The sequence below is a fragment of the Oribacterium sinus genome (assembly GCF_963537195.1).
In the GTDB taxonomy this organism is placed as follows: Bacteria; Bacillota; Clostridia; order Lachnospirales; family Lachnospiraceae; genus Oribacterium; species Oribacterium sinus_A.
Genome location: NZ_CAUTEG010000034.1, coordinates 1 through 22,356 on the forward strand (window position 1 = coordinate 1; position 22,356 = coordinate 22,356).

The 22,356-nt window shown below is 43.5% G+C and carries 21 protein-coding genes and 1 other annotated feature; of the genes, 15 read left to right on the top strand and 6 right to left on the bottom strand.

Annotation, left to right across the window (positions count from 1 at the left end; genetic code table 11):
- The first annotated feature begins 105 nt into the window (after positions 1-105).
- Positions 106-264, top strand: a sequence feature (ribosomal protein L10 leader region).
- A gap of 118 nt (positions 265-382) precedes the next feature.
- The 11 genes from rplJ (at position 383) to RYL27_RS05600 (ending at position 10,636) form a co-directional block, all read left to right on the top strand.
- Positions 383-880, top strand: a complete 498-nt coding sequence (rplJ, locus tag RYL27_RS05550) for a 50S ribosomal protein L10 (protein ID WP_040649608.1) — start codon at positions 383-385, stop codon at positions 878-880.
- Between the two features lie 65 nt (positions 881-945).
- Entirely contained in the window at positions 946-1,329 is a 384-nt protein-coding gene (gene rplL / locus RYL27_RS05555) for a 50S ribosomal protein L7/L12 (protein ID WP_009428111.1), read from the top strand.
- 111 nt (positions 1,330-1,440) lie between these two features.
- Positions 1,441-1,620 carry a hypothetical protein gene (locus RYL27_RS05560; RefSeq protein WP_007158172.1) on the top strand — a complete coding sequence of 60 codons (180 nt, stop codon included), beginning with the start codon at positions 1,441-1,443 and terminating at the stop codon, positions 1,618-1,620.
- A gap of 732 nt (positions 1,621-2,352) precedes the next feature.
- Entirely contained in the window at positions 2,353-2,652 is a 300-nt protein-coding gene (locus tag RYL27_RS05565) for a DUF6110 family protein (RefSeq protein WP_040649607.1), read from the top strand.
- Positions 2,653-2,791: 139 nt separating this feature from the next.
- A complete protein-coding gene (locus RYL27_RS05570; RefSeq protein WP_007158169.1) occupies positions 2,792-4,942 on the top strand; it encodes a heavy metal translocating P-type ATPase in 2,151 nt (716 codons plus the stop codon).
- A 101-nt stretch (positions 4,943-5,043) separates the two neighbouring features.
- Positions 5,044-5,439: a metal-dependent transcriptional regulator gene (locus RYL27_RS05575; protein ID WP_007158168.1), complete on the top strand. Its 396-nt coding sequence runs from the start codon at positions 5,044-5,046 to the stop codon at positions 5,437-5,439.
- A 454-nt stretch (positions 5,440-5,893) separates the two neighbouring features.
- Complete coding sequence (locus RYL27_RS05580) at positions 5,894-6,103, top strand: FeoA family protein (protein ID WP_040649688.1); 210 nt, start codon at positions 5,894-5,896, stop codon at positions 6,101-6,103.
- Positions 6,104-6,228: 125 nt separating this feature from the next.
- Positions 6,229-6,456: a FeoA family protein gene (locus tag RYL27_RS05585; RefSeq protein ID WP_183683705.1), complete on the top strand. Its 228-nt coding sequence runs from the start codon at positions 6,229-6,231 to the stop codon at positions 6,454-6,456.
- 10 nt (positions 6,457-6,466) lie between these two features.
- Positions 6,467-8,677: a ferrous iron transport protein B gene (gene feoB, locus RYL27_RS05590; RefSeq protein ID WP_314965824.1), complete on the top strand. Its 2,211-nt coding sequence runs from the start codon at positions 6,467-6,469 to the stop codon at positions 8,675-8,677.
- A 644-nt stretch (positions 8,678-9,321) separates the two neighbouring features.
- Positions 9,322-9,555, top strand: coding sequence for a FeoB-associated Cys-rich membrane protein (locus tag RYL27_RS05595; RefSeq protein ID WP_007158163.1), 234 nt, complete (start codon positions 9,322-9,324; stop codon positions 9,553-9,555).
- 202 nt (positions 9,556-9,757) lie between these two features.
- On the top strand, positions 9,758-10,636 hold the full coding sequence (locus RYL27_RS05600; RefSeq protein WP_040649685.1) for an aldose 1-epimerase family protein: 879 nt from the start codon (positions 9,758-9,760) through the stop codon (positions 10,634-10,636).
- A 1,551-nt stretch (positions 10,637-12,187) separates the two neighbouring features.
- Here the strand turns inward: RYL27_RS05600 and RYL27_RS05605 are convergent.
- Positions 12,188-13,507, bottom strand: coding sequence for an MATE family efflux transporter (locus RYL27_RS05605; RefSeq protein ID WP_314965825.1), 1,320 nt, complete (start codon positions 13,505-13,507; stop codon positions 12,188-12,190).
- Between the two features lie 81 nt (positions 13,508-13,588).
- On the opposite strand from RYL27_RS05605, the gene RYL27_RS05610 reads away from it, so the two are divergent.
- On the top strand, positions 13,589-14,998 hold the full coding sequence (locus RYL27_RS05610; RefSeq protein WP_314965827.1) for an MATE family efflux transporter: 1,410 nt from the start codon (positions 13,589-13,591) through the stop codon (positions 14,996-14,998).
- A gap of 156 nt (positions 14,999-15,154) precedes the next feature.
- On the opposite strand, the gene RYL27_RS05615 is transcribed toward RYL27_RS05610, so the two are convergent.
- The 3 genes from RYL27_RS05615 to RYL27_RS05625 form a co-directional block, all read right to left on the bottom strand.
- Complete coding sequence (locus RYL27_RS05615) at positions 15,155-16,153, bottom strand: PDDEXK nuclease domain-containing protein (protein WP_314965829.1); 999 nt, start codon at positions 16,151-16,153, stop codon at positions 15,155-15,157.
- 76 nt (positions 16,154-16,229) lie between these two features.
- Positions 16,230-16,979: a nucleotidyl transferase AbiEii/AbiGii toxin family protein gene (locus RYL27_RS05620; RefSeq protein ID WP_314965831.1), complete on the bottom strand. Its 750-nt coding sequence runs from the start codon at positions 16,977-16,979 to the stop codon at positions 16,230-16,232.
- Positions 16,980-17,414, bottom strand: coding sequence for a hypothetical protein (locus RYL27_RS05625; RefSeq protein ID WP_314965834.1), 435 nt, complete (start codon positions 17,412-17,414; stop codon positions 16,980-16,982).
- A gap of 218 nt (positions 17,415-17,632) precedes the next feature.
- On the opposite strand from RYL27_RS05625, the gene RYL27_RS05630 reads away from it, so the two are divergent.
- Positions 17,633-18,214, top strand: coding sequence for a hypothetical protein (locus tag RYL27_RS05630; RefSeq protein WP_314965835.1), 582 nt, complete (start codon positions 17,633-17,635; stop codon positions 18,212-18,214).
- A 33-nt stretch (positions 18,215-18,247) separates the two neighbouring features.
- On the opposite strand, the gene RYL27_RS05635 is transcribed toward RYL27_RS05630, so the two are convergent.
- Both RYL27_RS05635 and RYL27_RS05640 read right to left on the bottom strand, forming a co-directional pair.
- Positions 18,248-18,580, bottom strand: coding sequence for a branched-chain amino acid transporter permease (locus RYL27_RS05635; RefSeq protein WP_314965837.1), 333 nt, complete (start codon positions 18,578-18,580; stop codon positions 18,248-18,250).
- A 33-nt stretch (positions 18,581-18,613) separates the two neighbouring features.
- A complete protein-coding gene (locus RYL27_RS05640) occupies positions 18,614-19,330 on the bottom strand; it encodes an AzlC family ABC transporter permease (protein WP_314965839.1) in 717 nt (238 codons plus the stop codon).
- 425 nt (positions 19,331-19,755) lie between these two features.
- On the opposite strand from RYL27_RS05640, the gene RYL27_RS05645 reads away from it, so the two are divergent.
- Positions 19,756-20,313 carry a type III toxin-antitoxin system ToxN/AbiQ family toxin gene (locus RYL27_RS05645; protein WP_314965841.1) on the top strand — a complete coding sequence of 186 codons (558 nt, stop codon included), beginning with the start codon at positions 19,756-19,758 and terminating at the stop codon, positions 20,311-20,313.
- A gap of 213 nt (positions 20,314-20,526) precedes the next feature.
- Positions 20,527-22,356, top strand: a 1,830-nt coding sequence (locus RYL27_RS05650) for a leucine-rich repeat domain-containing protein (RefSeq protein WP_314965842.1), incomplete at its 3' end; no start/stop codon positions are given.

The following is a 22,356-nucleotide window of genomic DNA, read 5'->3' on the forward strand; positions in this document are numbered from 1 at the left end:
GTAGCAGGGGCTTATAGCCCCGAGCAAACCACCCGTTTGACGGGTGGTAGTGATTCTGCCTCTCTATTTTTATATTTTACTTGACATTTCTTTGGGAAGATGCTAGTATCTGCAAGGTATTAACCGAAGACAGCAGGTATCCGACATTTTCCGAAGGAAAACTGAGGATGTAAAGAGAAATCGCCCGCCGAGGAAAGAACTAGGATTTATCCTATTATGAGCGTTCATCCCTTGTCTTTGGCAAGGGATTTTTTATTCTTCTAAAGGGAAGTAACGGCTTTATGTGAGTTTGTTTCTTGCATTTTCCGGATGCTCTGAAGAAGAAAGCCTCTCGTTTCCGTTAATACTTTCTAGAAAAACTACAGAAGGAGGAAAGCAAGGAATGGCAAAGGTTGAATTAAAGCAGCCGATCATCGACGAGATTAAGGCCCTTTTGGACGGTGCTGTTGCCGCTACTGTTGTAGACTATCGTGGTCTTACCGTAGCACAGGACACAGAGCTTCGTAAAGCATTAAGAGAAGCCGGTGTACAGTACAAGGTTTTCAAGAACACCTTAATCAAGAGAGCCGCAGAGGGTACAGATTTTGCTCAGTTAGACGTAGTATTAGATGGACCTACTGCTTTGGCAGTATCTAAGGACGATGCTACAGCGGCAGCAAGAATTTTTGCAAAGTTTGCAAAAACAGCACCAAAGTTAGAGTTTAAGGGTGCAGTAGTGGAAGGAAAGTTCTACGATGCAAAGGCAGTTCAGGCATTGGCAGAGATTCCATCCAGAGAAGAGCTTCTTGGAAGACTTCTCGGATCCATCAAGTCCCCTGTCAGCAATTTCGCACGTGTGCTTAATCAGATTGCACAGAAGGACGGCGGAGAAGCAGCGTAAAGCAGCTTAATACGGAATTTATTCCGTGACATTTTCAAAAAATAAAAATAATGGAGGATAATACAATGGCAAAGTTAACTGTTGAAGAGTTTATTGCAGCAATTAAGGAACTTTCCGTAATGGAATTAAATGATTTGGTAAAGGCTTGCGAAGAGGAATTTGGTGTTTCCGCAGCAGCAGGTGTAGTAGTTGCAGCAGCAGGCGCTGGTGCAGGTGCAGGCGCAGCTGAGGAAGAGAAGACTGAGTTCGATGTTGAGCTTACTGATGTAGGACCAAACAAGATCAAGGTTATCAAGGTTGTTCGTGAGGCTACCGGTCTTGGACTTAAGGAAGCTAAGGACCTCGTTGAGGCAGCTCCAAAGGTTCTTAAGGAAGGTGCTTCCAAGGCTGAGGCTGATGATATCAAGGCTAAGCTTGAGGCTGAAGGCGCTAAGATCACTCTTAAGTAATTTTTCTAGAGAAGATAAGAAGGTCGGGGAGAAATCCCTGACCTTCTTTAATTCTTAACGAGTATCGCTCGCGAAGTGTGCGATATTTTATCTTTTCATGGAGAGAAAGAGATGGAACGAGAGAAACAACAAGATATAAACCATGATATGCAAGAAACCGTTAAACCATCACAATATAAAAATCCCAAAGCAACGAAGATTCAGGAACTATTTGCCGGATGGGAAGATGACGGCCTTCGACATCAAGAATTGGATTGGGGAAAAGCAGAAGGTAATGAGCTGAAAAAATAATATCCTTAAGCGACTAATGCAGTATAGGTCTGTAAGAGGGGCAATCTGAGCTCACTGATATTTGCAGAAAGCCATCGAAGGGAAGAACTGTAGAAATCAATAAACTGAGACGACAGAAGCAATATAGGTATGAAAGAGGGACAATCCGAGCCCGCCGGTATTTGCGAAAAACAGCGGTAGGAAGGATTGTAGAAATCAATAAACTGAAGCGACTGATGCAGTATGGGTCTGTAAGAGGGGCAATCTGAGCCCGTCAGTACTTACTGAAAGCGAGCAAAGCGAAGCTTGAAGTTAGTACTGTTACGAAGGCGAAGTTAGCGGGAGCGTGCCCCGATTACAGACCCATACTCCATCAGAGCGGGCACCTTTAATTTTTTCTGTTCCTTCCCCCGCAGGGCGAAGTTAGCGGGAGCGTGCTCGATTTCATACCTATACTGCATCTGCGCGTTGCCCCTCAATGAATACAGCACTTCCCCCTTGACTTTTTCAATAATCGATGTTACAAGTTATTTATCACTAACTTTTGTTAGCATAGACTACATTGTATTAAAAATGGAAACGAAATACAAAAGAGTTAGCCTTGACTTAATAATAATTCCTATTTTACAATATGCTCGTTCTAAAGAACAAGACTTTAACCGTAGTGCACAACTGAGTGTCAAATGCAAGAAAGCTTTATTCTTTAGCAGCAAATAGTAGTTTATGTATAGCAAAATAAGAGGAGGAAAGAATATGTTTTTAGCAAATTGGGCATGGAAGAAGATTGGGATTTTCGCAGGTGGAGTTTTATTCGGAACAGCAGGTATGAAGATTTTGGCTTCTACCGATGCGAAGAAGCTTTACACAGAGGCAGCTGCAGCAGTTCTTAGAGGACAGGATTGCGTTATGAAGGTAAGCACCGGCATTAAGGAAAGCTGCGAGGACATCTATGCAGATGCAAAGCGCATTAACGAGAAGAGAGCAGAGGCTGCTGAGAATTCTTTAATCGAGGATTTTGAAGAAGTTTCCGACTTCGATGCAAAGGAAGTTTAATCAACAGAAACTGAATCAACAGAAACTGAATCAACAGAAACTGAATCAGAAGCAACTCGAGCCGGAAAGGCATTGATCCTAGGGAAGGGATTTAAGATTCTCCGGCTCTGACAAGCTCAGAAAGAAGTGGTAAGGGAAAATGAAATGGAATATCTTGCATGAATCCCCGGGGCGTATCCGTGTTCACGCCATGCAGAAGCGCATGACCATGGCACAGGCAGATATCCTTGAGTATTATCTCAAGGCCCAGGAGGGAGTCATTGAGGCGAAGGTTTATGACCGAACCGGAGATGCAGTCATTTTCTACGAAGGAAAACGGGAAGGCATGATTCTTGCCCTGTCCCGTTTTTCTTATAAGGGAAATGAAGGCCTTGTACCAAGTCAGACCGGTAGAGCCTTAAACAGAGAATATGAAGACAAATTGGTGCTGACAGTAGTGGATCGAGTGATTTCCACCCTCTTCTATCCCATCCCCTTAAAGCGGGTGATTACAGGAGTAAAGGCGATTCCCTACTTATTTAAGGGATTACAGACTCTCTTCCAAAGAAAGATTGAAGTATCCCTCCTGGATGCGGTGGCAATTTCCGCTTCCATCTTAACCGGAGACTACGATACCGCGTCCTCCGTAATGTTCCTCCTTTCCGTAGGAGAAATCCTGGAGGAGTGGACTCATAAGAAGTCTGTGGACGACCTGGCAAGAACCATGTCCTTAAATGTGGACAAGGTTTGGACCTTAGTTCAGGGCGAGGAAGTTTTACTTCCCTTAAATGAAGTGGAAGTAGGACAGGAAATCATTGTCCGTACCGGAAATATGATTCCTTTGGACGGAAAAGTAAGCTTTGGTGAGGCTATGGTGAACCAGGCTTCCATGACCGGAGAATCCATCCCTGTTCGGAAGAAAATCGGCTCCTCCGCCTATGCGGGAACCGTAGTAGAAGAGGGAGAATGTCGTATTCGCGTAGAGAAGCTGGCAGGCTCCGGACGCTATGATCGTATCGTGAAAATGATTGAGGAGTCGGAGAAGTTAAAGTCCGCAACAGAGGACAAGGCTTCCCATTTGGCGGATAAGCTGGTGCCTTATAGCTTGGGCGGTGCGGCATTGACCTACCTGCTCACCAGAAATGTGACCAAGGCTTTAGCCTTCTTAATGGTAGACTTCTCCTGTGCTTTGAAGCTTTCTATGCCGGTAGCGGTACTTTCCGCTATGAGAGAAGCCGGAAAGCACAAGATTTCCGTCAAGGGCGGAAAGTTTATGGAGGCCATTTCCGAGGCCAACACCATCGTCTTTGATAAGACCGGAACCTTGACATACGCTAAGCCGAAGGTGGAGGACATTATCACCTTCAATAATGCGGATGAAAATGAGATGCTTCGTATGGCGGCGTGCCTGGAGGAGCATTATCCTCACTCCATGGCAAATGCAGTTGTGGCTGAGGCGGAAGCAAGAGATTTACATCATGCGGAGCGCCATTCCAAGGTGGAATATGTGGTAGCCCACGGAATTTCCAGCATTTACGAAGGAAAGCACGTGTTAATCGGAAGCCATCACTTTATCTTTGATGACGAGCATTGTACCGTACCAAAGGGAGAAGAGGAGAAGCTGGCAAGCATTCCGCCTGAGCATTCCGCCCTCTATCTTGCGGTGGACGGAGAGCTCACCACCGTAATCCTGATTTCCGATCCTTTACGAAAGGAAGCGGTTGGGGTTATTCAGGACTTGAAGGCTCTGGGCATCGACAAGGTTGTGATGATGACCGGAGATAATAAAAAGACCGCCCACGCGGTTGCCAGAATGGTTGGCGTGGATGAGTTCCATGCAGAGGTTCTTCCGGAGGATAAGGCAAGCTTTATTCAGGAAGAGCATCGCTTAGGCAGAAAGGTAATCATGGTAGGAGACGGCATTAATGACTCCCCGGCTCTTTCCGAAGCGGATGCGGGAATCGCCATTTCCGCAGGAGCGGCTATCGCCAAGGAAGTTGCGGACATTACCATCCAAGAGGGTGACCTGTACGAGCTGGTAATTTTAAAGAAGCTGAGTAACCGTTTGATGAAGAGAATTCACGGCAATTACAACTTCATTATCGGTTTTAACGCTATGCTGATCGCCTTAGGCTTAGCAGGCATTATGACACCTTCCAACTCCGCCCTGTTCCATAACATTTCCACCATCGCAACCGGATTGAAGAGTATGACACCTTTGATTCCGGAGGAGGAAATCGAAGCGGACAAGGAAGAGGTACTGGAAGCCGGAAAACGGAGAAAGAAAGCCTTGGCTAAGAAGGCATCCTAAGAGACGTTCTGAACGGAGGGAAAAGCCGAAGAGATAAAAATGCCGGATGGAATTCTCCGGCAATAAGAATCCAAAGAATGCACAAAGGGAGGAAATAGGGAATGAAACCATACGAAAGTCATGAATCAGAGGAGAACTACCTGGAGGCCATCCTGATGCTGTCCATGGACCATAGAAATGTCAGAGCCATTGATATTGCCAATATGCTGGGATTTTCCAAGCCCAGTGTCAGCATTGCCTTAAAGCGCCTTCGGGAAGAGGGAAAGGTGGAAGTGGACGAGAAGGGAGCCTTAAGCTTAACCGAGCACGGTTTGTCCATTGCCCAGGGAACCTATGAAAAGCACACGGTTTTAACGGATGTGCTGGTGGCCTTAGGGGTAAATGCCTATACTGCCTCCCAGGATGCCTGCCGTATGGAGCATGTTTTAAGTCCGGAATCTTTCACCAAAATCAAGGAATTTTATGCGAAATTAAAGGATCAAAAGATTAAAGCGTAAGTGAAGAAATAAATTTTTGGCAATAAGACCTGAAACAGGAGCAATCTAAGATTACCCTGTTTCAGGTCTTATTTTTAACGAGTATCGCACGTGTAGTGTGCGATACTCGTTGTATGGAAAAGCTTTTTGATTTTTTTACAGTCCTTTTTGGGATATGCCGATGGGGGCGTCATCAACAGCTTTTGCCCTATAAGCCTGAATTTTCCTACAGGCAAGCTTTTGTGGAGAATTTTTTGACATTGCCATCATTAAATATCTGGAATTTCATATTTTAATTAAATACAATCCTACTCAGAGCTAATTAATTCTTACAAAATCTTGACTTTATGGTTAGACAGTGCTAATTTAATGAGGCAGATTCGTGCTGTATAGACTGGCTGTGTTAGGCTTTTTCAAAAACAACTGGAATCTTGAAACTAAGAAAGAAAAAGTATTTACAGCGGAAGGAGGGACTATGCCATTAACATTAGCAGGAACAGGGGTTCCACAGATTATCCAGAAGATTAGTGGAAGTGCAGAAGTGAGACAGCATCTTAGCGACCTGGGCTTTGTAGTAGGGGGAGAGGTTACCGTTATTTCCACCTCTATGGGCAATGTCATTGTAAAGGTTAAGGATGCCAGGGTAGCCATCAGTAAAGAGATGGCGAACAAAATCATGGTGTAAAGGTATAGAATGAACCTAAAAGGATCTCAGAATTTTTCTCTTCGAAAGTTATGGGGCGCATGCCGGAGAAGATTGGAAGAGAGGAATTCAGAGAGTTTTACCAGCGAGAAAAGGTGGAGGACAAGATGACACTGAAAGATTTAAAACCGGGACAGAGCGCTGTCGTAAAGAAACTATCAGGCGAGGGCGCTGTAAAGAGAAGAATTATGGACATGGGCCTAACCAAGGGAGCGGAGCTTTTGGTTCGTAAGGTGGCGCCATTGGGAGACCCTTTGGAGCTTACAGTACGGGGATATGAATTATCCGTTCGTAAAGCAGATGCCGAGATGATTGAAGTAGAATTAAAGAACTAGGAGGAGAGACATGGCCATTACCATCGCACTTGCCGGAAACCCCAATGCCGGCAAAACCACATTGTTTAATCAGCTCACCGGTTCCAACCAGTATGTAGGAAACTGGCCCGGTGTTACTGTAGAAAAGAAAGAAGGAAAGCTTAAGGGACACAAGGATGTGGTCATCGCAGACCTTCCTGGAATTTATTCTCTTTCTCCTTATACCCTGGAGGAAGTGGTAGCGAGAAATTATTTGATCAATAACCGCCCGGATGCCATCTTAAACATCGTGGACGGAACCAACTTAGAGAGAAACCTTTATCTATCTACCCAGTTAAAGGAATTAGGCATCCCCGTTGTTATGGCCATCAATATGATGGACGTTGTAGAGAAGAACGGAGATGTGCTGAATCTGGAAGAGCTGGGAAAGGCTATGGGCTGTAAGGTAGTCAGCATTTCCGCTTTAAGAAACAAGGGCGTTGCGGAGGCCTCTGCCTTAGCCGTTGCGGAAGCCAATGGGAAGAATGACACTGTTGTACAGCACAAGTTCTCCGAGCAGGTGGAAGGAGCAATCAACTCCATTGAGAATCTTTTGGAGGGCAATGTACCGGAGAGCCAAAAGCGTTTCTTCGCCATCAAGCTTTTTGAAAGAGATGATAAGATTCGTAATGAAATGCCGGAGAAGGCGAAGAACCTAGATGTGGAGAGCATCATTGCCGCTGTAGAGAAGGCGGAGGATGATGATTCCGAGAGTATTATCACCAATGAGCGATACAACTACATTCAGAGCATTATCGATGCGGCTTATGTAAAGAGAGCAAAGAAGGGACTTACCGTTTCCGATAAGATTGATGCCATCGTAACCAACCGTTTCCTGGCAATCCCCATCTTTGCTGCAGCGATGTTTCTGGTGTACTATATTTCCATTACCACTGTGGGAACCGCTATGACCGACTGGGTAAATGACGTTCTGTTCGGTTCCGATCCATGGTCTTTCTTCGGTCTGGTGGAGGTTCCATCTATTCCGGGCATTGCTACCTCCGCTTTGGAAGCGATGAATGTAAGTGAGGCTATTCAGGGTCTTGTAATCGACGGAATTATCGCCGGCTTGGGTGCGGTAATCGGATTCTTACCCCAGATGTTGACCTTCTTCCTCTTCCTTGCTTTCTTGGAGGGTTGCGGATACATGGCCAGAGTTGCCTTTATCATGGATAGAATTTTCCGTAAGTTCGGTCTTTCCGGAAAGTCCTTCATTCCTATGCTGATCGGTACCGGTTGCGGTGTTCCCGGTGTTATGGGATCTCGTACTGTAGAGAATGATAGAGATCGTCGTATGACCATTATGACCACCACCTTCATTCCCTGTTCCGCAAAGCTTCCTATCATTGCTCTTTTAGCGGGAGCGATGTTTGACGGCTCTGCCTGGGTAGGCTGGAGTGCTTATTTCCTGGGAATATGTGCTATCGTGTTCTCCGGAATCGTATTAAAGAAGACCAAGATGTTTGCCGGAAAGCCGGCACCATTCGTTATGGAGCTTCCTGCATACCATATGCCCAGACCTATTGACATCTTAAAGAGTGTAGGAGAAAGAGGGATGTCCTTCGTGAAGAAGGCGGGAACCGTTATCCTCTTGGCTACCATTCTGGTATGGTTCTTATCCCGTTTTAACTTTAGCTTACAGTATCTTCCTGAGGATGATATGGATACTTCTATCCTGGCAGCTTTTGGTAATACTTTGGCTTGGCTTTTTGCTCCTCTCGGATGGGGAAAGTGGAAGGCTGTTGTGGCAGCTCTTACCGGACTTATCGCGAAGGAGAACGTAGTAGGAACCTTCGGTACCCTCTTCCACTATGCGGGAAGCGTAGATTTAAAAGATGACAGTACGGCAATCTGGCCACAGGTTAAGGAATACTTTGCCAGCGGCGTAGCAGGATACAGCTTCCTTGCTTTCAACCTTCTCTGCGCACCTTGCTTTGCAGCTATCGGTGCCATCAAGAGAGAGATGAACAACGGTAGATGGACACTCTTCGCTATTGCTTGGGAGTGCTTCCTGGCTTACTGTGTGTCTTTGGTCATCTATCAGGTAGGCGGTTTGGTAACCGGCGAGGTTAGCTTTAACCCCTTCACAATCGTTGCCTTTATCCTGATTCTTGTAGGACTTTGGGGCTTGTTCAGACCTTACAAGGAAGCGGCAACTCTTTCCGATTCCGAAGAGCTGGCAGTGGAGAAGGCCATGGCATAAGAATACTATGGAAAAATTGCGATGAAAGTATCGCGATGAAAGTATCGCGATGAAAGAATTGTGAATAGGGAAGTATTCCGGGAGCCGGAATCATTTTAACAAGGAGTTCCTGCCTCAACAGGAGCTCCTTTTCATTTCTACTACTTAGAAAGTGGCAAAGCTGAAGCCGGAGACATTTTACTGTGTATTTGGCCGTTTTATACTGTCCTTTGCGATAGATAAGGAAAAGAGATAGTCGAAAAGAGATAGCTGAAAATAGATAGTCGAAAAGAGATAGCTCAAAAAGAGATAGCTCAAAAACCAAGTTTTTTTGAAGAAATCCTAAAGAATATTAATTTTTAGAATAAACCTTTGGAAAATGACGGTTTTGCTATAATATAGTAAGTAAGTTCGTTTTGCGAGCGGTCTTATTCAGCAGATAGTTTTATTAAAACGCTATGGCAGCAAGTAGCTGTGATATCAAATAGCTGTGGTATCAAGTAACTATGGCATCAAGTAGCTATGGTATCAAATAGCTAGGGGCTCCAAGCAACTGGGGGTATTAAGCAGTTTTTGTAGCAGATAGCTTTATCTCAGGATATCAGCTTCAGTTGTTCATCCGGGATAATCTAGCGGTTTATTATTTATTAGAGAAAGGAAGAAAAATGGGAAACGTTATCGTACTGGCCATTGTGGCGTTAATTGTAGTTGCCATCATTCGAGCTTTACGGAAGGAGCACCGGGAAAATGGCTCTTGTGCATATTGCAGTTATGCGAAATCCGGAAAGTGTGACCATGTAGGCCATGAAGAGTTGGATCATATGGGACAAGAATTTCATTTGACCAAGGAGCAACAGGCTATTATTGACCGGCATACCAGAAACCGGAAGAAGGCTTAAAGAAATCATAAATAGAGTATGCATCTTGCAAGCTCTCCTGCATCCTGATTGATCGGGCATGCAGGATTGCAAAAAGATTTTGCAAGGCAAGATTGTAGGCAGAAACATTGACAGAAGTAACGACAGAAGTAATGACAGAGGCATCGGGAAAAGTCGGTGCAGGAACAGAGGGAGCTGTTCCGTTTAAAGGAGGGAAAAAGACATGATAAAGATTGAGTCCGCCCTGTTGCAGGTGGAGATTAACCGAGAAGCGGAATTACAGTCCGTGTTTGACAAAAAACGAAACAGAGAGTGCTTATGGCAGGGAGATGCAAAGTATTGGAAAGAGCGTTCCCCGCTTCTGTTTCCCTTTATCGGACGTCTTTTTCAGAAGGCCTATTATTACAATGGGGAGAAATACCCCATGGACGTGCATGGCTTTTTACGCTCCATGCAGGCTCGTATCGTAGATCAGGAAGAGGATTCCTGCACCTTGGAATTTCGGGATAGTGCGGAATCCAGAAAGATTTACCCCTTTTCCTTTCGTTTACAGCAAAGCTACCGGGTAAAGGACAATCGTCTGGATGTTTGCTCCAGAGTGGAGAATCTGGGAATTGAGGTAATGTATTTTGCGCTGGGAGGACATCCCGGTTTCTACCTCCCCTTTTCCAAGAAGCAGGCAATAAGTGATTACGCCATTCACTTCCCTAAGCAGGAAGCGATGATGGAGAAGGTTCGCTTTTCAAAAGACTTACTTACCTTGGAGGAACGGGAGAATTTCGCCTTGGTAAACGGACGTCTCCCCTTGGAAACCGTTCTGTTCAGAAATGATGCGGTGGTGCTGGCGCACAGTGGAGGAGAACTGGTGCTGGGAAGTGATGACGAGCCGGTCTCCCTTCGTTTCCTTTATGAGGACTATCCCTATATTGCTCTCTGGCAGCCCTATGGAGAGAAAACGCCCTTCCTTTGCGTAGAGCCATGGACAAGCCTCCCCGGAAGAGAAGGCGTAATGGAGGAGCTATGCTCCATGAAAGACCGCATTACCCTGGGACCGGATGAAGCAAAGAGCTTTTGCTACAGTATCATTCTGGAAGATAAATAGGGATGCTTCAATGCAGTATAGGTCTGTAAGAGGGGCGCACTGTCGCTAGCCTCGCCTCGTAGCGAAGAACTATAACTATTAAAGAAGTAAGCTCCAATGCAGTATAGGTATGAAATCGAGCACGCTCCCGCTATGCTCGCCCCTACGAAGGGATGGACGGTAACTATTGAAGAAATACGCTCCAATGCATAATAGGTCTGTAATCGTGGCACGCTCTCGCTAACTTCGCCTTCGCAACGGTACTAACTTCAAGCTTCGCTTTGCTCGCTTTCAGTAAGTACCGGCGGGCTCAGATTGCCTCTCTTACAGACCTAATATGCATCAGTCGCTTCACTCAATTAATTTCCATGGTTCTTCCCTTCGTAGGTTTGCAAGTACCGGCGGGCTCAGATTGCCCTCTTTCATGCTTATACTACATCTGTCGCTTTGACTTTTTAAATTCTACAGTCCTTCGCTTGGTATGCTATCTGCAAGCCCTGATGAACTTAGATTGTCCTCCTACACACTTATACTGCAATCGCTCTATCATAGGACTTGTATAATTAGCTTATAAGATAAACGTGAATTATAGGCTTATAGGACAAAATGTGTTGATGAAAACCGCTCTACACCTTTGTAAATCAAGGTTGTAGGGCGGTTCAATTTTTTTAAAAACAACTTTTAGAGTGGAAAAAATATACTGATAATAACGCAAAGGAATGGAATGTCTTCTTAGACTGCTTGTTCGCTAAGAAAGCACAGTCCATAATGCCGGGAGAAGAAAGAATAAAAGCGGTCTGCCGGTGGCGCTATATGCACTCCGCGGAGCCGCTTTCTTCGTCTGAAATATTAAGCTAAATGCTTACAGATAAAAGTATTGCAACCTTATACCCGGAAATCAATAAGGTTAGACGACTGAAGCAGTATAGGACTGTAAGAGAGGTAATCTGGCCTGCTGAAACTTGCCAAAAGCAGTGAAGTGAAGAACTGTAGAAATCAATAAGATAAAGCGACTGAAGCAGTATAGGTCTATAAGAGGGGCAATTTTATCCCGCGTTACTTGCACATCAGCAGTGGGAAGGACTGTAGAAATCAATCTAGAGAAGCGACAGATGCAGTATAGGTATGAAAGAGAGCAATCTGAGCCCGCCGGTACTTGCGAAAACAAAGGTACTGTAGTTTTTCGCTTAGTACCGTAAGGACAGACTTTTCATCAGAAAAGTCGTCCTGTTGCAGACCAACTTCCGAAGGAATTTGCTTTGCGAAGCAAAGTGAGCAGTGGTTAACAAAACCACTGCTCAGTCAGGGTGAGGTTAGCGGGAGCGTGCTCGATTTCATACCTATACTGCATCTGCGCGAATCACCTCGATGAATGCAGTCCTTCCCTTCACAGGGCGAGGCTAGCGAGAGCGTGCCCCATTTATAGACCCATACTGCTTCAAAGCGCTTTCTTATAACGAGTGCAGTCCTTCCCTCCGCAGAGGCGAGGTTAGCGGGAGCGTGCTCGATTTCATACCTATACTGCATCTGCGCGAACCACCTCGATGAATACAGTCCTTCCCTCCGCCGGCTTTATTTACTCTCCTGTTGCGCCTCCAAATGCAGCTTCATCTCTTTCCGCTCCTTCCGGTAAAAATACAGCACCACCAGGAAGGTGAAGGCTTCAGATGCGGGGAAGGAAAGCCAAACCCCCGGCATTTTTAGAAGGGAAGAAAGTAAGAAGGCAAAAAATACGATGGCGATGGTGCCTCTCAGCAAGGAGCAGATAAAGGCGGGGCGGGGATTGCTGGTAGCGGAGAAATAGCTTACCATCAGGATGTTCAGCCCGGCCGCAAGGAAACCGATGAAATACAGAGGAATTCCCTCCTTGGCATATTGGTAGAGGATAGGATCATTTTCCCGGTTAAAAAGAGCGATACAGAAGTCGCTTTGGAAAATGATGCTTGCCACAATCAAAACCGCCAGTACCAAGGCGCTTACGATGCCGTAATGCAGGTAGGACTGGAGCTTATGAATATCACGTTTTCCGTAGCTGTTGCTGATTAAGGGCTGGCTTCCCTGAGCCAAACCGTTGAATACGCAGGTGCAGACAGAGGAAACATTGGCAATGACACCGTAGGCGGCAACACCGATATTTCCGCTAAGGCCTAAAATCAGGCCGTTAAAGGTACTGATGGTCACGGCACTGGTTAGGTCGCCGACAAAGGCGGAAAATCCCAGCTTGCAGCAGGCACAGAGATGCTTAAAGCGCGGACTTTGCCAACGAAAGGCGATGGTATTTTTCGGACTCCGAAAATGCAGAGCGCAGACCAGGCTGGTAACCACCGGTGACAGGGCAGTAGCTAGAGCCGCTCCGGTCATGCCCAAGTCCATGGGGAACATGAAAATATAGTCAAAAACAATGTTAAAGAGGGATCCCATCAAAGAACCGGCCATGGCAATGGAGGGGTTCTTGTCATTTCTGGTGAAGGCGGTCATACTGCTGTTTGCCATGAAGAGGAAGGCAGAGCCTAAGATGATTCGCACATAGCTCATTCCCAGATTCTGCAATTCCGCATTTGCCCCTAAAATTGCTAAAACCTGCTTCGGAAAGAAGAGGCCGAAGAAGGTGAAGGGCAGGGCGAAAATGAAGTTCCAAAAAATAGCCTGGAAGAAGAAGGAGCTTACATCCTTTCCCGCAGCCTGTCGAATGCTGTATCTGGTGGCACAACCCACCGCAATCATATTGCCAAGGGCATTGAGAAGGCCGTACAGCGGAAGAATCAAATTTAAAACCGCAAGTCCATCGGTTCCCGCATAGGAAGAAATAAAATAGGTATCCGCTAAAATATAAACGGAAAGTCCAATCATCCCGGCTATACTTTGACTGACATAACGAAAAAACTTCTTCATTTCTAAACTCCCCTGACTCCCCTAACTCAAGATTTTTTTGCGAAAAAAATTTTACGGTAGTATAATGGCTGTCATTGTAGCATGGAAGTAGAAAAATTGCCAGAGAAGGGAGCGGAAGACATGGCCATAAGCGAAGAGGAGAAGTTTCGGCAAATGCTGGAGGAACCGGTGAATCGTTTGATTCCCAAGCTGGCCGTTCCTTCCATGGTGTCCATGATTGTGGTGGCGGTGTATAACATGGCGGACACCTTCTTCGTTTCCCGTCTGGGAACCTCCGCCTCTGCGGCGGTGGGGGTGGTATTTTCCATGGCGGCCATCATTCAGGCAATCGCCTTTATGATCGGTATGGGCTGCGGAAACGAAATTTCTCGTCTGTTGGGTGCGAAAAAGCAGGAAGAAGCGGAACGCTATGTGGCAGTGGGATTTTTTACAGAGCTGATACTGGGAACGCTGATTGCGGTGATTGCCGGCATTTTCGTAGAACCCCTGGTTTACGCTCTGGGCTCCACCAAAACCATTGCCCCCTATGCCATGCAGTACGCCAGAATCATTCTTTTCGGAAGCCCCTTTATGATGGCTTCTCTGGGCATGAATAATATGCTCCGCTTTCAGGGAAATTCCTTTTACTCCATGATCGGCATCAGTACCGGTGGCGTCCTCAATATGTTTTTGGACCCTCTCTTTATTTACGTTGGGAAAATGGGGATTGGCGGTGCTGCGGTGGCTACCGTAATCAGCCAAATGATATCCTTTGGCATTTTATTGTACCAATGCAATAAGATGCCGGCCTGCATTTCCGTATCGTTTCGAAATTTTAAGCCGAGTATCAAACGCTACAGCATTATTCTGCGCTTCGGCTGTCCCAGTCTCGCCAGACAGGGAATTGCCGGCGTTTCCACCATTTTACTAAACTTTTCCGCCCATCCTTACGGAGATGCGGCTATCGCAGCCATGGCCATCGTGATGCGTGTCAGTATGTTCATCTTTTCCCTGGTTATCGGCTTCGGGCAGGGCTTTCAGCCGGTTTGCGGATATGCCTATGGCGCCAAGCACTACAAGCGAGTGGCGGAGGCCTATCGTTTCAGTCTGAAAGTCTGCTTTATTATGCTGATTTTTGCCGGCGTGGGAGTCTTTCTTATGGCAAAGCCCATTGTCACCGCCTTCCGAAAAGAAGATGCGGAGGTTATCCGAATCGGTACCTTAGCTTTGCAGTTGCAATGTCTGACCATGCCTCTGGCTGCCCAGATTACCATGGCCAATATGTTTTCCCAAACCACCGGCTATCCTCTTCGGGCCAGCATCGTGGCATTGCTACGACAGGGCCTTTGCCTGATTCCAATTTTGCTGATTTTCCCCCGTGCCTTCGGACTTTTCGGCCTGCAAATGTCCCAGCCTCTTAGTGATCTCTTTACGGCTATTATTGCAGCCCTGATTACCGGAGGAATCTTGAAGGAATTGAAGGAGAGGGAGAAGAAGGAACTTAAAGTATAGTTTTCCTCCTATTCATTACACCAAAAAACGACTGGTTTTTTTCCAGTCGTTTAACTTCGTTTTTTCAAGCTCACAAATTATTATCTTGAATATTAAATTTCATTTTTTAATGAGTCAAATGTTTTCTGACCAATTGACTATTTTATTGTCTTTTTCTTAATCTGCATAGCTTTCTATGGTTAGATATTCCTTATTCAATTCATTTAGAAGTTCTTCTTCACTTGGTAAATACAGTTTATATTTTGATGCAAATATCTGTTTTTCATCTTCCGGAAGAGTATATTTAACAATAGAATCACTCTTATCAGCACAAAGTACAATGCCTATCGGAGGGTTATCTCCCTCATTCATCATTTCTCTTTCATAGTAATGAACATACATCTGCATTTGTCCTAAATCTTGGTGTGTTAAATCTCCAATCTTCAAATCTATCAAGACAAAGCATTTCAGTATGTAGTTATAAAACACTAAATCTATTCTGAAATGTCTTCCGTCAAAGGTAAATCTTTTCTGCCTTGCTACAAATGAAAAACCTCTCCCTAATTCTAAAAGAAATTTCTGTAAATGAGTTATTAAGGCTTGTTCCAAATCACTTTCATAAAAATCTGTATTAGCTTCCAAACCTAAAAACTCCAACACATACGGATCTCTTATAATATCCTCTGGACTTTTACTTTTTTCCAATCTTGTTATTTCTTTTGATACTTCTTCTTTATTTTGACTTGATAATAATCTTTCATAGAAAAAACTGTTTATTTGTCTATCAAGCTGCCTTGTACTCCAATTTGATTTTACCGTTTCTTCCAAATAAAAGTTCCTTGCCTTTTCATTTTCAACACGCATAAGACTTCGATAATGTGTCCAACTCAATTCGCTACGCAGTGCGTAGCCATTTGGAAAAGTAAGATAAAATTGTCTCATATTCTTAAGATTTGCAACTGTAAAGCCTTTACCAAAGTCTTTTGTCATCTGTTTAGATAGTTCTTGCAATAAACCTTGCCCATATTCTGCTGTATATTTACCGCCTTGTTCATCAATAATTCTCTTACCAATATTCCAATAAGCTTCAACCATAGCAAAATTTGCTGTTTTATAAACCTTATTCCTTGCACTTATCAATATATTCTTAATTTCATTATAAAAATTATTTTCCATAACCATACCTCCTATATCCTTTTTTATTCTTAATAAGTAGCGTAAGCGAAGCCTGAGACATCTTGTTGAAGGGGAATTATTTATCATCAGACCATTCCTTTTTATCATTGTCCCAAACAGAGTTGGACTTTGTATTCTCTTTATAAAATGGCTCGAGGAATAGCAAAAGGTAGGAATAAATCTCTTCAAAGCTTGGTTTTCCCTTTACAATATTCAGCTTATTATAGGCATGTTCCAAGTCTTCCTTTTGATTTAAAAATTTTTGGAACTTTCCGCAAACGCGACCGGTTTTTTGGAAGGCGGAAAAAATATCATTGACTTTAATCGTTATGCAGTGGGCTAAGGCATATACATCCACCATGTCTTTTACTCGTCGAAAGATAAAGTCACCGGATAAAACGCTGATTTTATCTGCCAGAATTTCGTCGCTAATAATTCCCCTTACCTTAATGTCTCCAATAGAATACTCTTGATCCCCCAGGGCGGGTTTTATATCTATATCCATAGAAGCAATTTCGTCTTCCGTTTCCTTTTCTACAATTCGAATGCCTCCGGAACGGCGCTCTCCATATTCACGAGAGGGAATAGCAACTAAAGCAGGATGTGTTTTCTCAAGGCACTGGCTGATTTCACTAGCAATAACAGCCATCGTTGGAGCAGTTCCGATCCAGCTGGCATCGATATCTTTGGTCATTCTCTCTATTTCTTCGAATCCATTTTCCTTTAGCAATAGCTTTAGAACTAAACCGCCTTTAAAAACAATGGGCAAATCAGTACTGGTGATGGAACCGATGATTTCATACATAATTTCTTCTTGCTTCGTCATTTAACCCACCTCAAAATAGTTTATAGCCCAGTCCTTTAGTTCTTCAAATCGTTTCCGATTTTCTTTTTTGATGTCTAATCCGTTAAAGCTTTCTTCGTGGGAATAGTAATACTTGCTTAAAGCCTCTACAAGAGCAGTTTCATCGCTATGCTCAAAATCGGAAAGCATATCATTTACGGCCTGGCTTGGACTGGAACAAAGAACATTTTCAAAACGGATATGCTCTATAGCATCCAGATTTTCTACGATATGGCACTGTATATTTTCTTCCGGACTTTCCTCCAAGGCATAAACCTCTACCTTGCTTTCTGAAAAATAGCCCACGAAGAGCTGCAAAAATTCCAAGGCGGAGACAGAACGCAAAATCATTGGCTGATTACCAACCACATCCCTTAACCATGCTCTATTTGACGTATAGTCACTGCTGATTTTCATTTTTATCCTCATTGTCGTTCGAAGTGTTTTTTCATTTTTTGTAGTATAGTCTTTATCCCCAAAATAAACAATCTTTTGCCAAAGTCTGACAAACTCTTTCCTCTATTCAAAGTCTGTAGGCAGATATAGCTGACTTCATCTTGTAATTTATGCTTTTCGCAATACAATGGAAAATAAAAAATAGTGCGTTGTTTAGCATCAAGAATTGGAGGAAGAGGATGGCAGAGCTACAGTATAATTTGATTGATGATTGGGAAAAGAAAGAGGTGGATCTTCCTGCATTGGAAGAAGCCTTGGAGCAGGGAAGCTCTAATCGCTATAGTGGAAAGGTGTTTCATGATATTGCCGCAAAGTGGAAGAAATACAAGAAAAGGGGCGTTTCGAATCTCTACCTTTTAAAGGAAGCTGAAGATGAAGGTCTGGCATGTGCTTATTATGCTTATTCTATTACAAACGGTGTGATAGAGGATGCACAGCTGGAGAATTTGCGTTTGCTTTGCGCGGAGAAGCTCTCTACTGGAGAAATGCGTGCCAGTGCATCCTTTTGTAAGGCATCTGAATGGTGGGATACCAATCCTACTTATCTTACGAAGCTGGTGGAAAAGGGAGAGGCCGATAGGCTGTATGAATACCTGAGTGCACAGCTGTTCCCCCAAGGGATAGTCCTCACCTCTTTAAGCGCGAAAATGAATGCAAAAGAAGAGCTTGTCTGCTCGGCAATCGCTTGGGGCTTAAAGGAAGGCGGATTTTTCAAAAAAGGTGCCTACATGAGTAGAGCAATCGATAATCGCTATCTATAAAGACGCATAGCTGTTCTGACAATTCTTAGGCCGTTAAAACGGCAAAGCCAAAATCCCCTGTTGAAACAGCATATACAGGACAGTGCCGGAGAAGATGGAAAGCAGCATATTCCGCTTCCAGCAATGGATCAGGATAGTCAGTCCCAGAGAAAGAAACTCCGGGAGTCCGTGGTTTCCGCTAAATAACTGAACATTACGAAGACAATACACCAAAAGTAGAGCAAAGCTTGCGGGAGGCAGAGCCTTTCCCAGATATTGCACTGTCTTAGGTGTGTTTTTTTGAAATAAAATAAATGGTAAAAAGCGGGTCAGCATGGTGCCCAGAATACAAAGCGCTATGATAATGATGCGCTGCCATACAGTCATAAGCTTGCCTTTCTAAAAACTTCGTTTACTACATTAGCTTTCGTTCGCTTCCATAAATTGCCTTTCCAACTTAGGCTTTGCCAGGAGGAAAATGCCTAGGATTCCCAGCATGGCAGGAAGGATGAAATGCTCTGCTTTAAAAATTAGTAGGGAAAGGATGGATACCCCCAGCCCCAGCAGGGAAGAAAAATGATTTTTCTCCTTCAAAAACTGGTCTAAGAAAATCACCGCAAAGAGAGCAGTCATGACAAAATCAATGCCCTCTGTGGAAAAAGGCAGGACATTTCCAAGAAGCGTACCAAGGCAGGAGCCGACAACCCAGTAGATTTGATTTAACAGTGTCACAAAAAACATAAACCAAGTAGGATCTACATCCTCCGGTATTTTTGTGCTGTAATTAATACTGAAGCTTTCATCGCACATCCCGAAGATTAGATAGAAACGCTTCCATCCTTTTTTGGGGAATTTATCCAGCATGGCAATGCCGTAGAACAGATGCCGAAGCTGAATCATAATAGCCAGAAAAAGCGTTTCCAAAGGGGCAAATGGACCCAGAAGAAATCCCACAGCCAAGAGCTCTAAAGAACCGCCATAGATTAATGAGGCCATAAAGAAGGTGTAGACCACGGAAAGACCGGCGCTGTGCATATAGATACCATAGGCAAAGCCCAGAAATAAAAAGCCGGTTAAGATGGGAATCGTATGAGGAAAGGCGGCCTTTAGCGCCTTTTTTTGCTGTTCATGAAGCATAAGGCTATCCTTTCTAAAGAAAAAAACAGCAATAGTCTATAAATTTTTTTTATGAATTTCAAGGGAAAGGCGGAAAAATTTCCATAAAAAGAGAGAATACTAGTTGAAAGAGTTTCTGTGAAAGAGAGTTAATTTCAATTTCTAACTGAGGTTATATTCTATGAAGTGTAGATTAGAAAATTAAAAAGGGGGAAAAGTCAATGGCTATAAACAAAAAAATAACTGCCCTCTTGGAGTGGAGTTTAGGAAATTTACCAATTTGACATTTCTAAAAATATTCGTTATACTTCCAGTGAATAAAAAGGGTGTCCCACTACCGTTAAAGGTGGAGCATTAAAGAAGGTGTCTCACTACCTATATCCCAAAGGTGAAGCATTAAAGCGAGCAGAGAGGATAAAACCTCTCTGTTTTTTTAGGAGAAGACAATGGCAGAAGCGATTAAATATGGATTTTACGCTGTAAATCCTGATTATCTTGAATATCTCAATCAAATAGATTCAGAAGTTTATTACAACCCATCATATAGGAACAGTATTAAACCATTTGTTGGAATTATTGTTGGAATAGAAAACTATAATTATTTTATTCCAATATCTTCTGCAAAGGAAAAACACAAAAGATGGAAGAATGTTTCTGATGAGCATTTTTTGATTTATGAAGTAATTGATAATAACATTACTATAAATGGAGATATATACAAAGATTACTCTGATGAAGAAAAAATGCACATATTATCTATATTGGATATTAAGAAAATGATACCTGTACCGAATGGTTGTTATGAAAGAATTGAGTTTGATAAGCTTGATGACATCAGATACAAAGACTTATTTGAAAAAGAATATGCTTTTTGCCTTAAGGTAAAAACAAAGGTTTTGAAAAAGGTAGAAAAATTATATAAGAAGCAAAAGGAAACAGGAACTATCAGAAGAGCAAATTGTAATTTTTCAGAGTTAGAAAAAGCAATGTTGGATTGGAAGTAAAATATAAATTACTTATGAATAATCCGTCAGCCATGAGCCTCACCTCCTTTGTCTCGAATGTTATACATTATTCGGGACAAAATGAGCCTATATACGCGTAGATAAAAGTTCAGCCTATCTGTCCTCTTACCCTTGAATATGTTCCTATTAATATTGTAAACTTAGGTGGTTGTTTTTAATAAAATCAATACAAAAAGGTAAAGAGGATCAACTATGACTGTCACTAAAATAGAGTGCCCCAATTGCCATGGCCAGCTTGATATACCTGATGGATTAAAAGAAGGCTTTGTCACCTGTAAGTTTTGTAATACCAAGGTATACATCGAGCCGTATAAGCCGAACATTACTCAGAATTTTAATATAAAGGAAGTGAATTACAATAAGCCCGATGCCACCGTACATAATAACTCTAAGTTGCTTAATGTAATTGCGGTTGTTGTCATTCTCGGCATTCTTTCCACTGCTTTTCTGTTTGTAAGTATCCTTCCCCTTCTTCGTTATCGTTCTCCCGGAATTGTCAGCAATAAGGAAAGCTACCGAACGACTCCGAAAGCGGATGTGATGAAAAGCTTTTCTGAAAAGGCCTTTTCCAAGCCCTTGTCAAAAATTACGGCGAAGGACTATGCTTCTTTACAGTACCTTGCTATCATCAAGAAGAAGGATCTTTCTGACGGTGTGGATAAATGGTTTTTCTCTTACTCCACTTCGGTGGACGATTCCGGAAAGCCGGTCGAGGAACATACCGTCTATCTTCCCGGAGCGGATTATCTTGACGAAGAGGATATACAGCCTTTCACCGGTTTAATTTCTCTTTCCCTCGGCTCCGGTTTTCGCTATTCCTATGATGATGACAATGCCAATGATCTTCGTTGTCTTTCCAATCTGCAATTTTTTTCTACAGAATACGCTACTTTTAGCGAAATGGAAAGAACACTTCTGAATCCCGAGAAAATCATCGGTCTTTCCGGCGTTACGTTCCGCGATGAGCCGTCCTACAGTTATGATTATTCGAAAACGAAAGATATTGCAGATATTTACAAGTCTTTCTCTTCTTTAAGAGAACTCTCCGTATCGGTAGACTCGGATTTCGAGCCGGGAATCAGTGTACTCAGCTATTTTCCGAATCTGGAACACTTAGCTTTAAGAATAGAAAGTGGTAGAGATGAGCCATTGGACCTTTCTCCACTCTCCTCTTTAAGCAATTGTAAGAGCTTATTTATAAACGGACCCTATTCGCAGTCTGTAGGAAATCTTAGTGTTCTATCCGGTATGCCTCAGATTGAGAATCTGGGAATTTCCAACATTCCGAATTTTAAAGATCTACAGTTCGCGCAAAATATGCCGAAGCTGAAGTCGCTCCATCTCGTCAGTCTTCCGATTCTTTCATTGGACGGGCTGAGAAATATAAGTTCTTTAAACAGCCTTTACCTGGACTGTAGTAATCTGAAAAATGCCGATGCTCTGTCGAGCCTTACTTCTTTACAGACTTTGGGCTTTGCTTACCATAATTATGAGATTCCGGATTTACACGGCTTATCCGCTTTGGAAAATGCAGAGGTTTATTGCAATGACTTGGATAAAATCGCGGGTATGCCATCTCTTAAGAGTTTGACTATCCATAATAGTGCACAGGAATATGAGGGAGACTTCCTACGCGGTATGAATAGCCTAAGTGATTTAGTGATTGTCGGAAACGGCATTATAGGAGAGGTACTGCCTTCTTTAGGGCCGGCTTTACGGGAGCTTCCTTCCCTACAAAAAGTTACTTTCCGCGGAACTCCCATGGACAGTTACCAAGACTACAGCAGTTCTCTTTCCAATCTCGGCGTAAAGGAAATGTATTTTCTGCTCGAAGATGATAGTATTACGGCGGACAAGCCTCTTCTTCCCCTTTATCTGAGCAAACTGGAGGACGATTATACGGTTCAGGTCTTAAATCTTTCTCTTGCGAGAATCCAAAATTTGGATAATGAAACAAGGAACTTCTATCCCAACGCAAAGGCCTATCTCTCCCATTTTAAGGCTCTGAAAAGGCTGTACATT

Excerpts from the sequence above, each read along its gene's own strand:
- RYL27_RS05640 (WP_314965839.1), bottom strand. The coding sequence starts at position 19,330 with ATGCTTCATGAACAGCAAAAAAAGGCGCTAAAGGCCGCCTTTCCTCAT.
- RYL27_RS05615 (WP_314965829.1), bottom strand. The coding sequence starts at position 16,153 with ATGGAAAATAATTTTTATAATGAAATTAAGAATATATTGATAAGTGCA.
- RYL27_RS05595 (WP_007158163.1), top strand. The coding sequence starts at position 9,322 with ATGGGAAACGTTATCGTACTGGCCATTGTGGCGTTAATTGTAGTTGCC.
- RYL27_RS05600 (WP_040649685.1), top strand. The coding sequence starts at position 9,758 with ATGATAAAGATTGAGTCCGCCCTGTTGCAGGTGGAGATTAACCGAGAA.
- RYL27_RS05560 (WP_007158172.1), top strand. The coding sequence starts at position 1,441 with ATGGAACGAGAGAAACAACAAGATATAAACCATGATATGCAAGAAACC.
- RYL27_RS05580 (WP_040649688.1), top strand. The coding sequence starts at position 5,894 with ATGCCATTAACATTAGCAGGAACAGGGGTTCCACAGATTATCCAGAAG.
- RYL27_RS05630 (WP_314965835.1), top strand. The coding sequence starts at position 17,633 with ATGGCAGAGCTACAGTATAATTTGATTGATGATTGGGAAAAGAAAGAG.
- RYL27_RS05610 (WP_314965827.1), top strand. The coding sequence starts at position 13,589 with ATGGAAGTAGAAAAATTGCCAGAGAAGGGAGCGGAAGACATGGCCATA.
- RYL27_RS05605 (WP_314965825.1), bottom strand. The coding sequence starts at position 13,507 with ATGAAGAAGTTTTTTCGTTATGTCAGTCAAAGTATAGCCGGGATGATT.
- RYL27_RS05620 (WP_314965831.1), bottom strand. The coding sequence starts at position 16,979 with ATGACGAAGCAAGAAGAAATTATGTATGAAATCATCGGTTCCATCACC.
- RYL27_RS05570 (WP_007158169.1), top strand. The coding sequence starts at position 2,792 with ATGAAATGGAATATCTTGCATGAATCCCCGGGGCGTATCCGTGTTCAC.
- RYL27_RS05565 (WP_040649607.1), top strand. The coding sequence starts at position 2,353 with ATGTTTTTAGCAAATTGGGCATGGAAGAAGATTGGGATTTTCGCAGGT.
- rplJ (WP_040649608.1), top strand. The coding sequence starts at position 383 with ATGGCAAAGGTTGAATTAAAGCAGCCGATCATCGACGAGATTAAGGCC.
- RYL27_RS05585 (WP_183683705.1), top strand. The coding sequence starts at position 6,229 with ATGACACTGAAAGATTTAAAACCGGGACAGAGCGCTGTCGTAAAGAAA.
- RYL27_RS05645 (WP_314965841.1), top strand. The coding sequence starts at position 19,756 with ATGGCAGAAGCGATTAAATATGGATTTTACGCTGTAAATCCTGATTAT.
- RYL27_RS05575 (WP_007158168.1), top strand. The coding sequence starts at position 5,044 with ATGAAACCATACGAAAGTCATGAATCAGAGGAGAACTACCTGGAGGCC.
- RYL27_RS05635 (WP_314965837.1), bottom strand. The coding sequence starts at position 18,580 with ATGACTGTATGGCAGCGCATCATTATCATAGCGCTTTGTATTCTGGGC.
- rplL (WP_009428111.1), top strand. The coding sequence starts at position 946 with ATGGCAAAGTTAACTGTTGAAGAGTTTATTGCAGCAATTAAGGAACTT.
- feoB (WP_314965824.1), top strand. The coding sequence starts at position 6,467 with ATGGCCATTACCATCGCACTTGCCGGAAACCCCAATGCCGGCAAAACC.
- RYL27_RS05625 (WP_314965834.1), bottom strand. The coding sequence starts at position 17,414 with ATGAAAATCAGCAGTGACTATACGTCAAATAGAGCATGGTTAAGGGAT.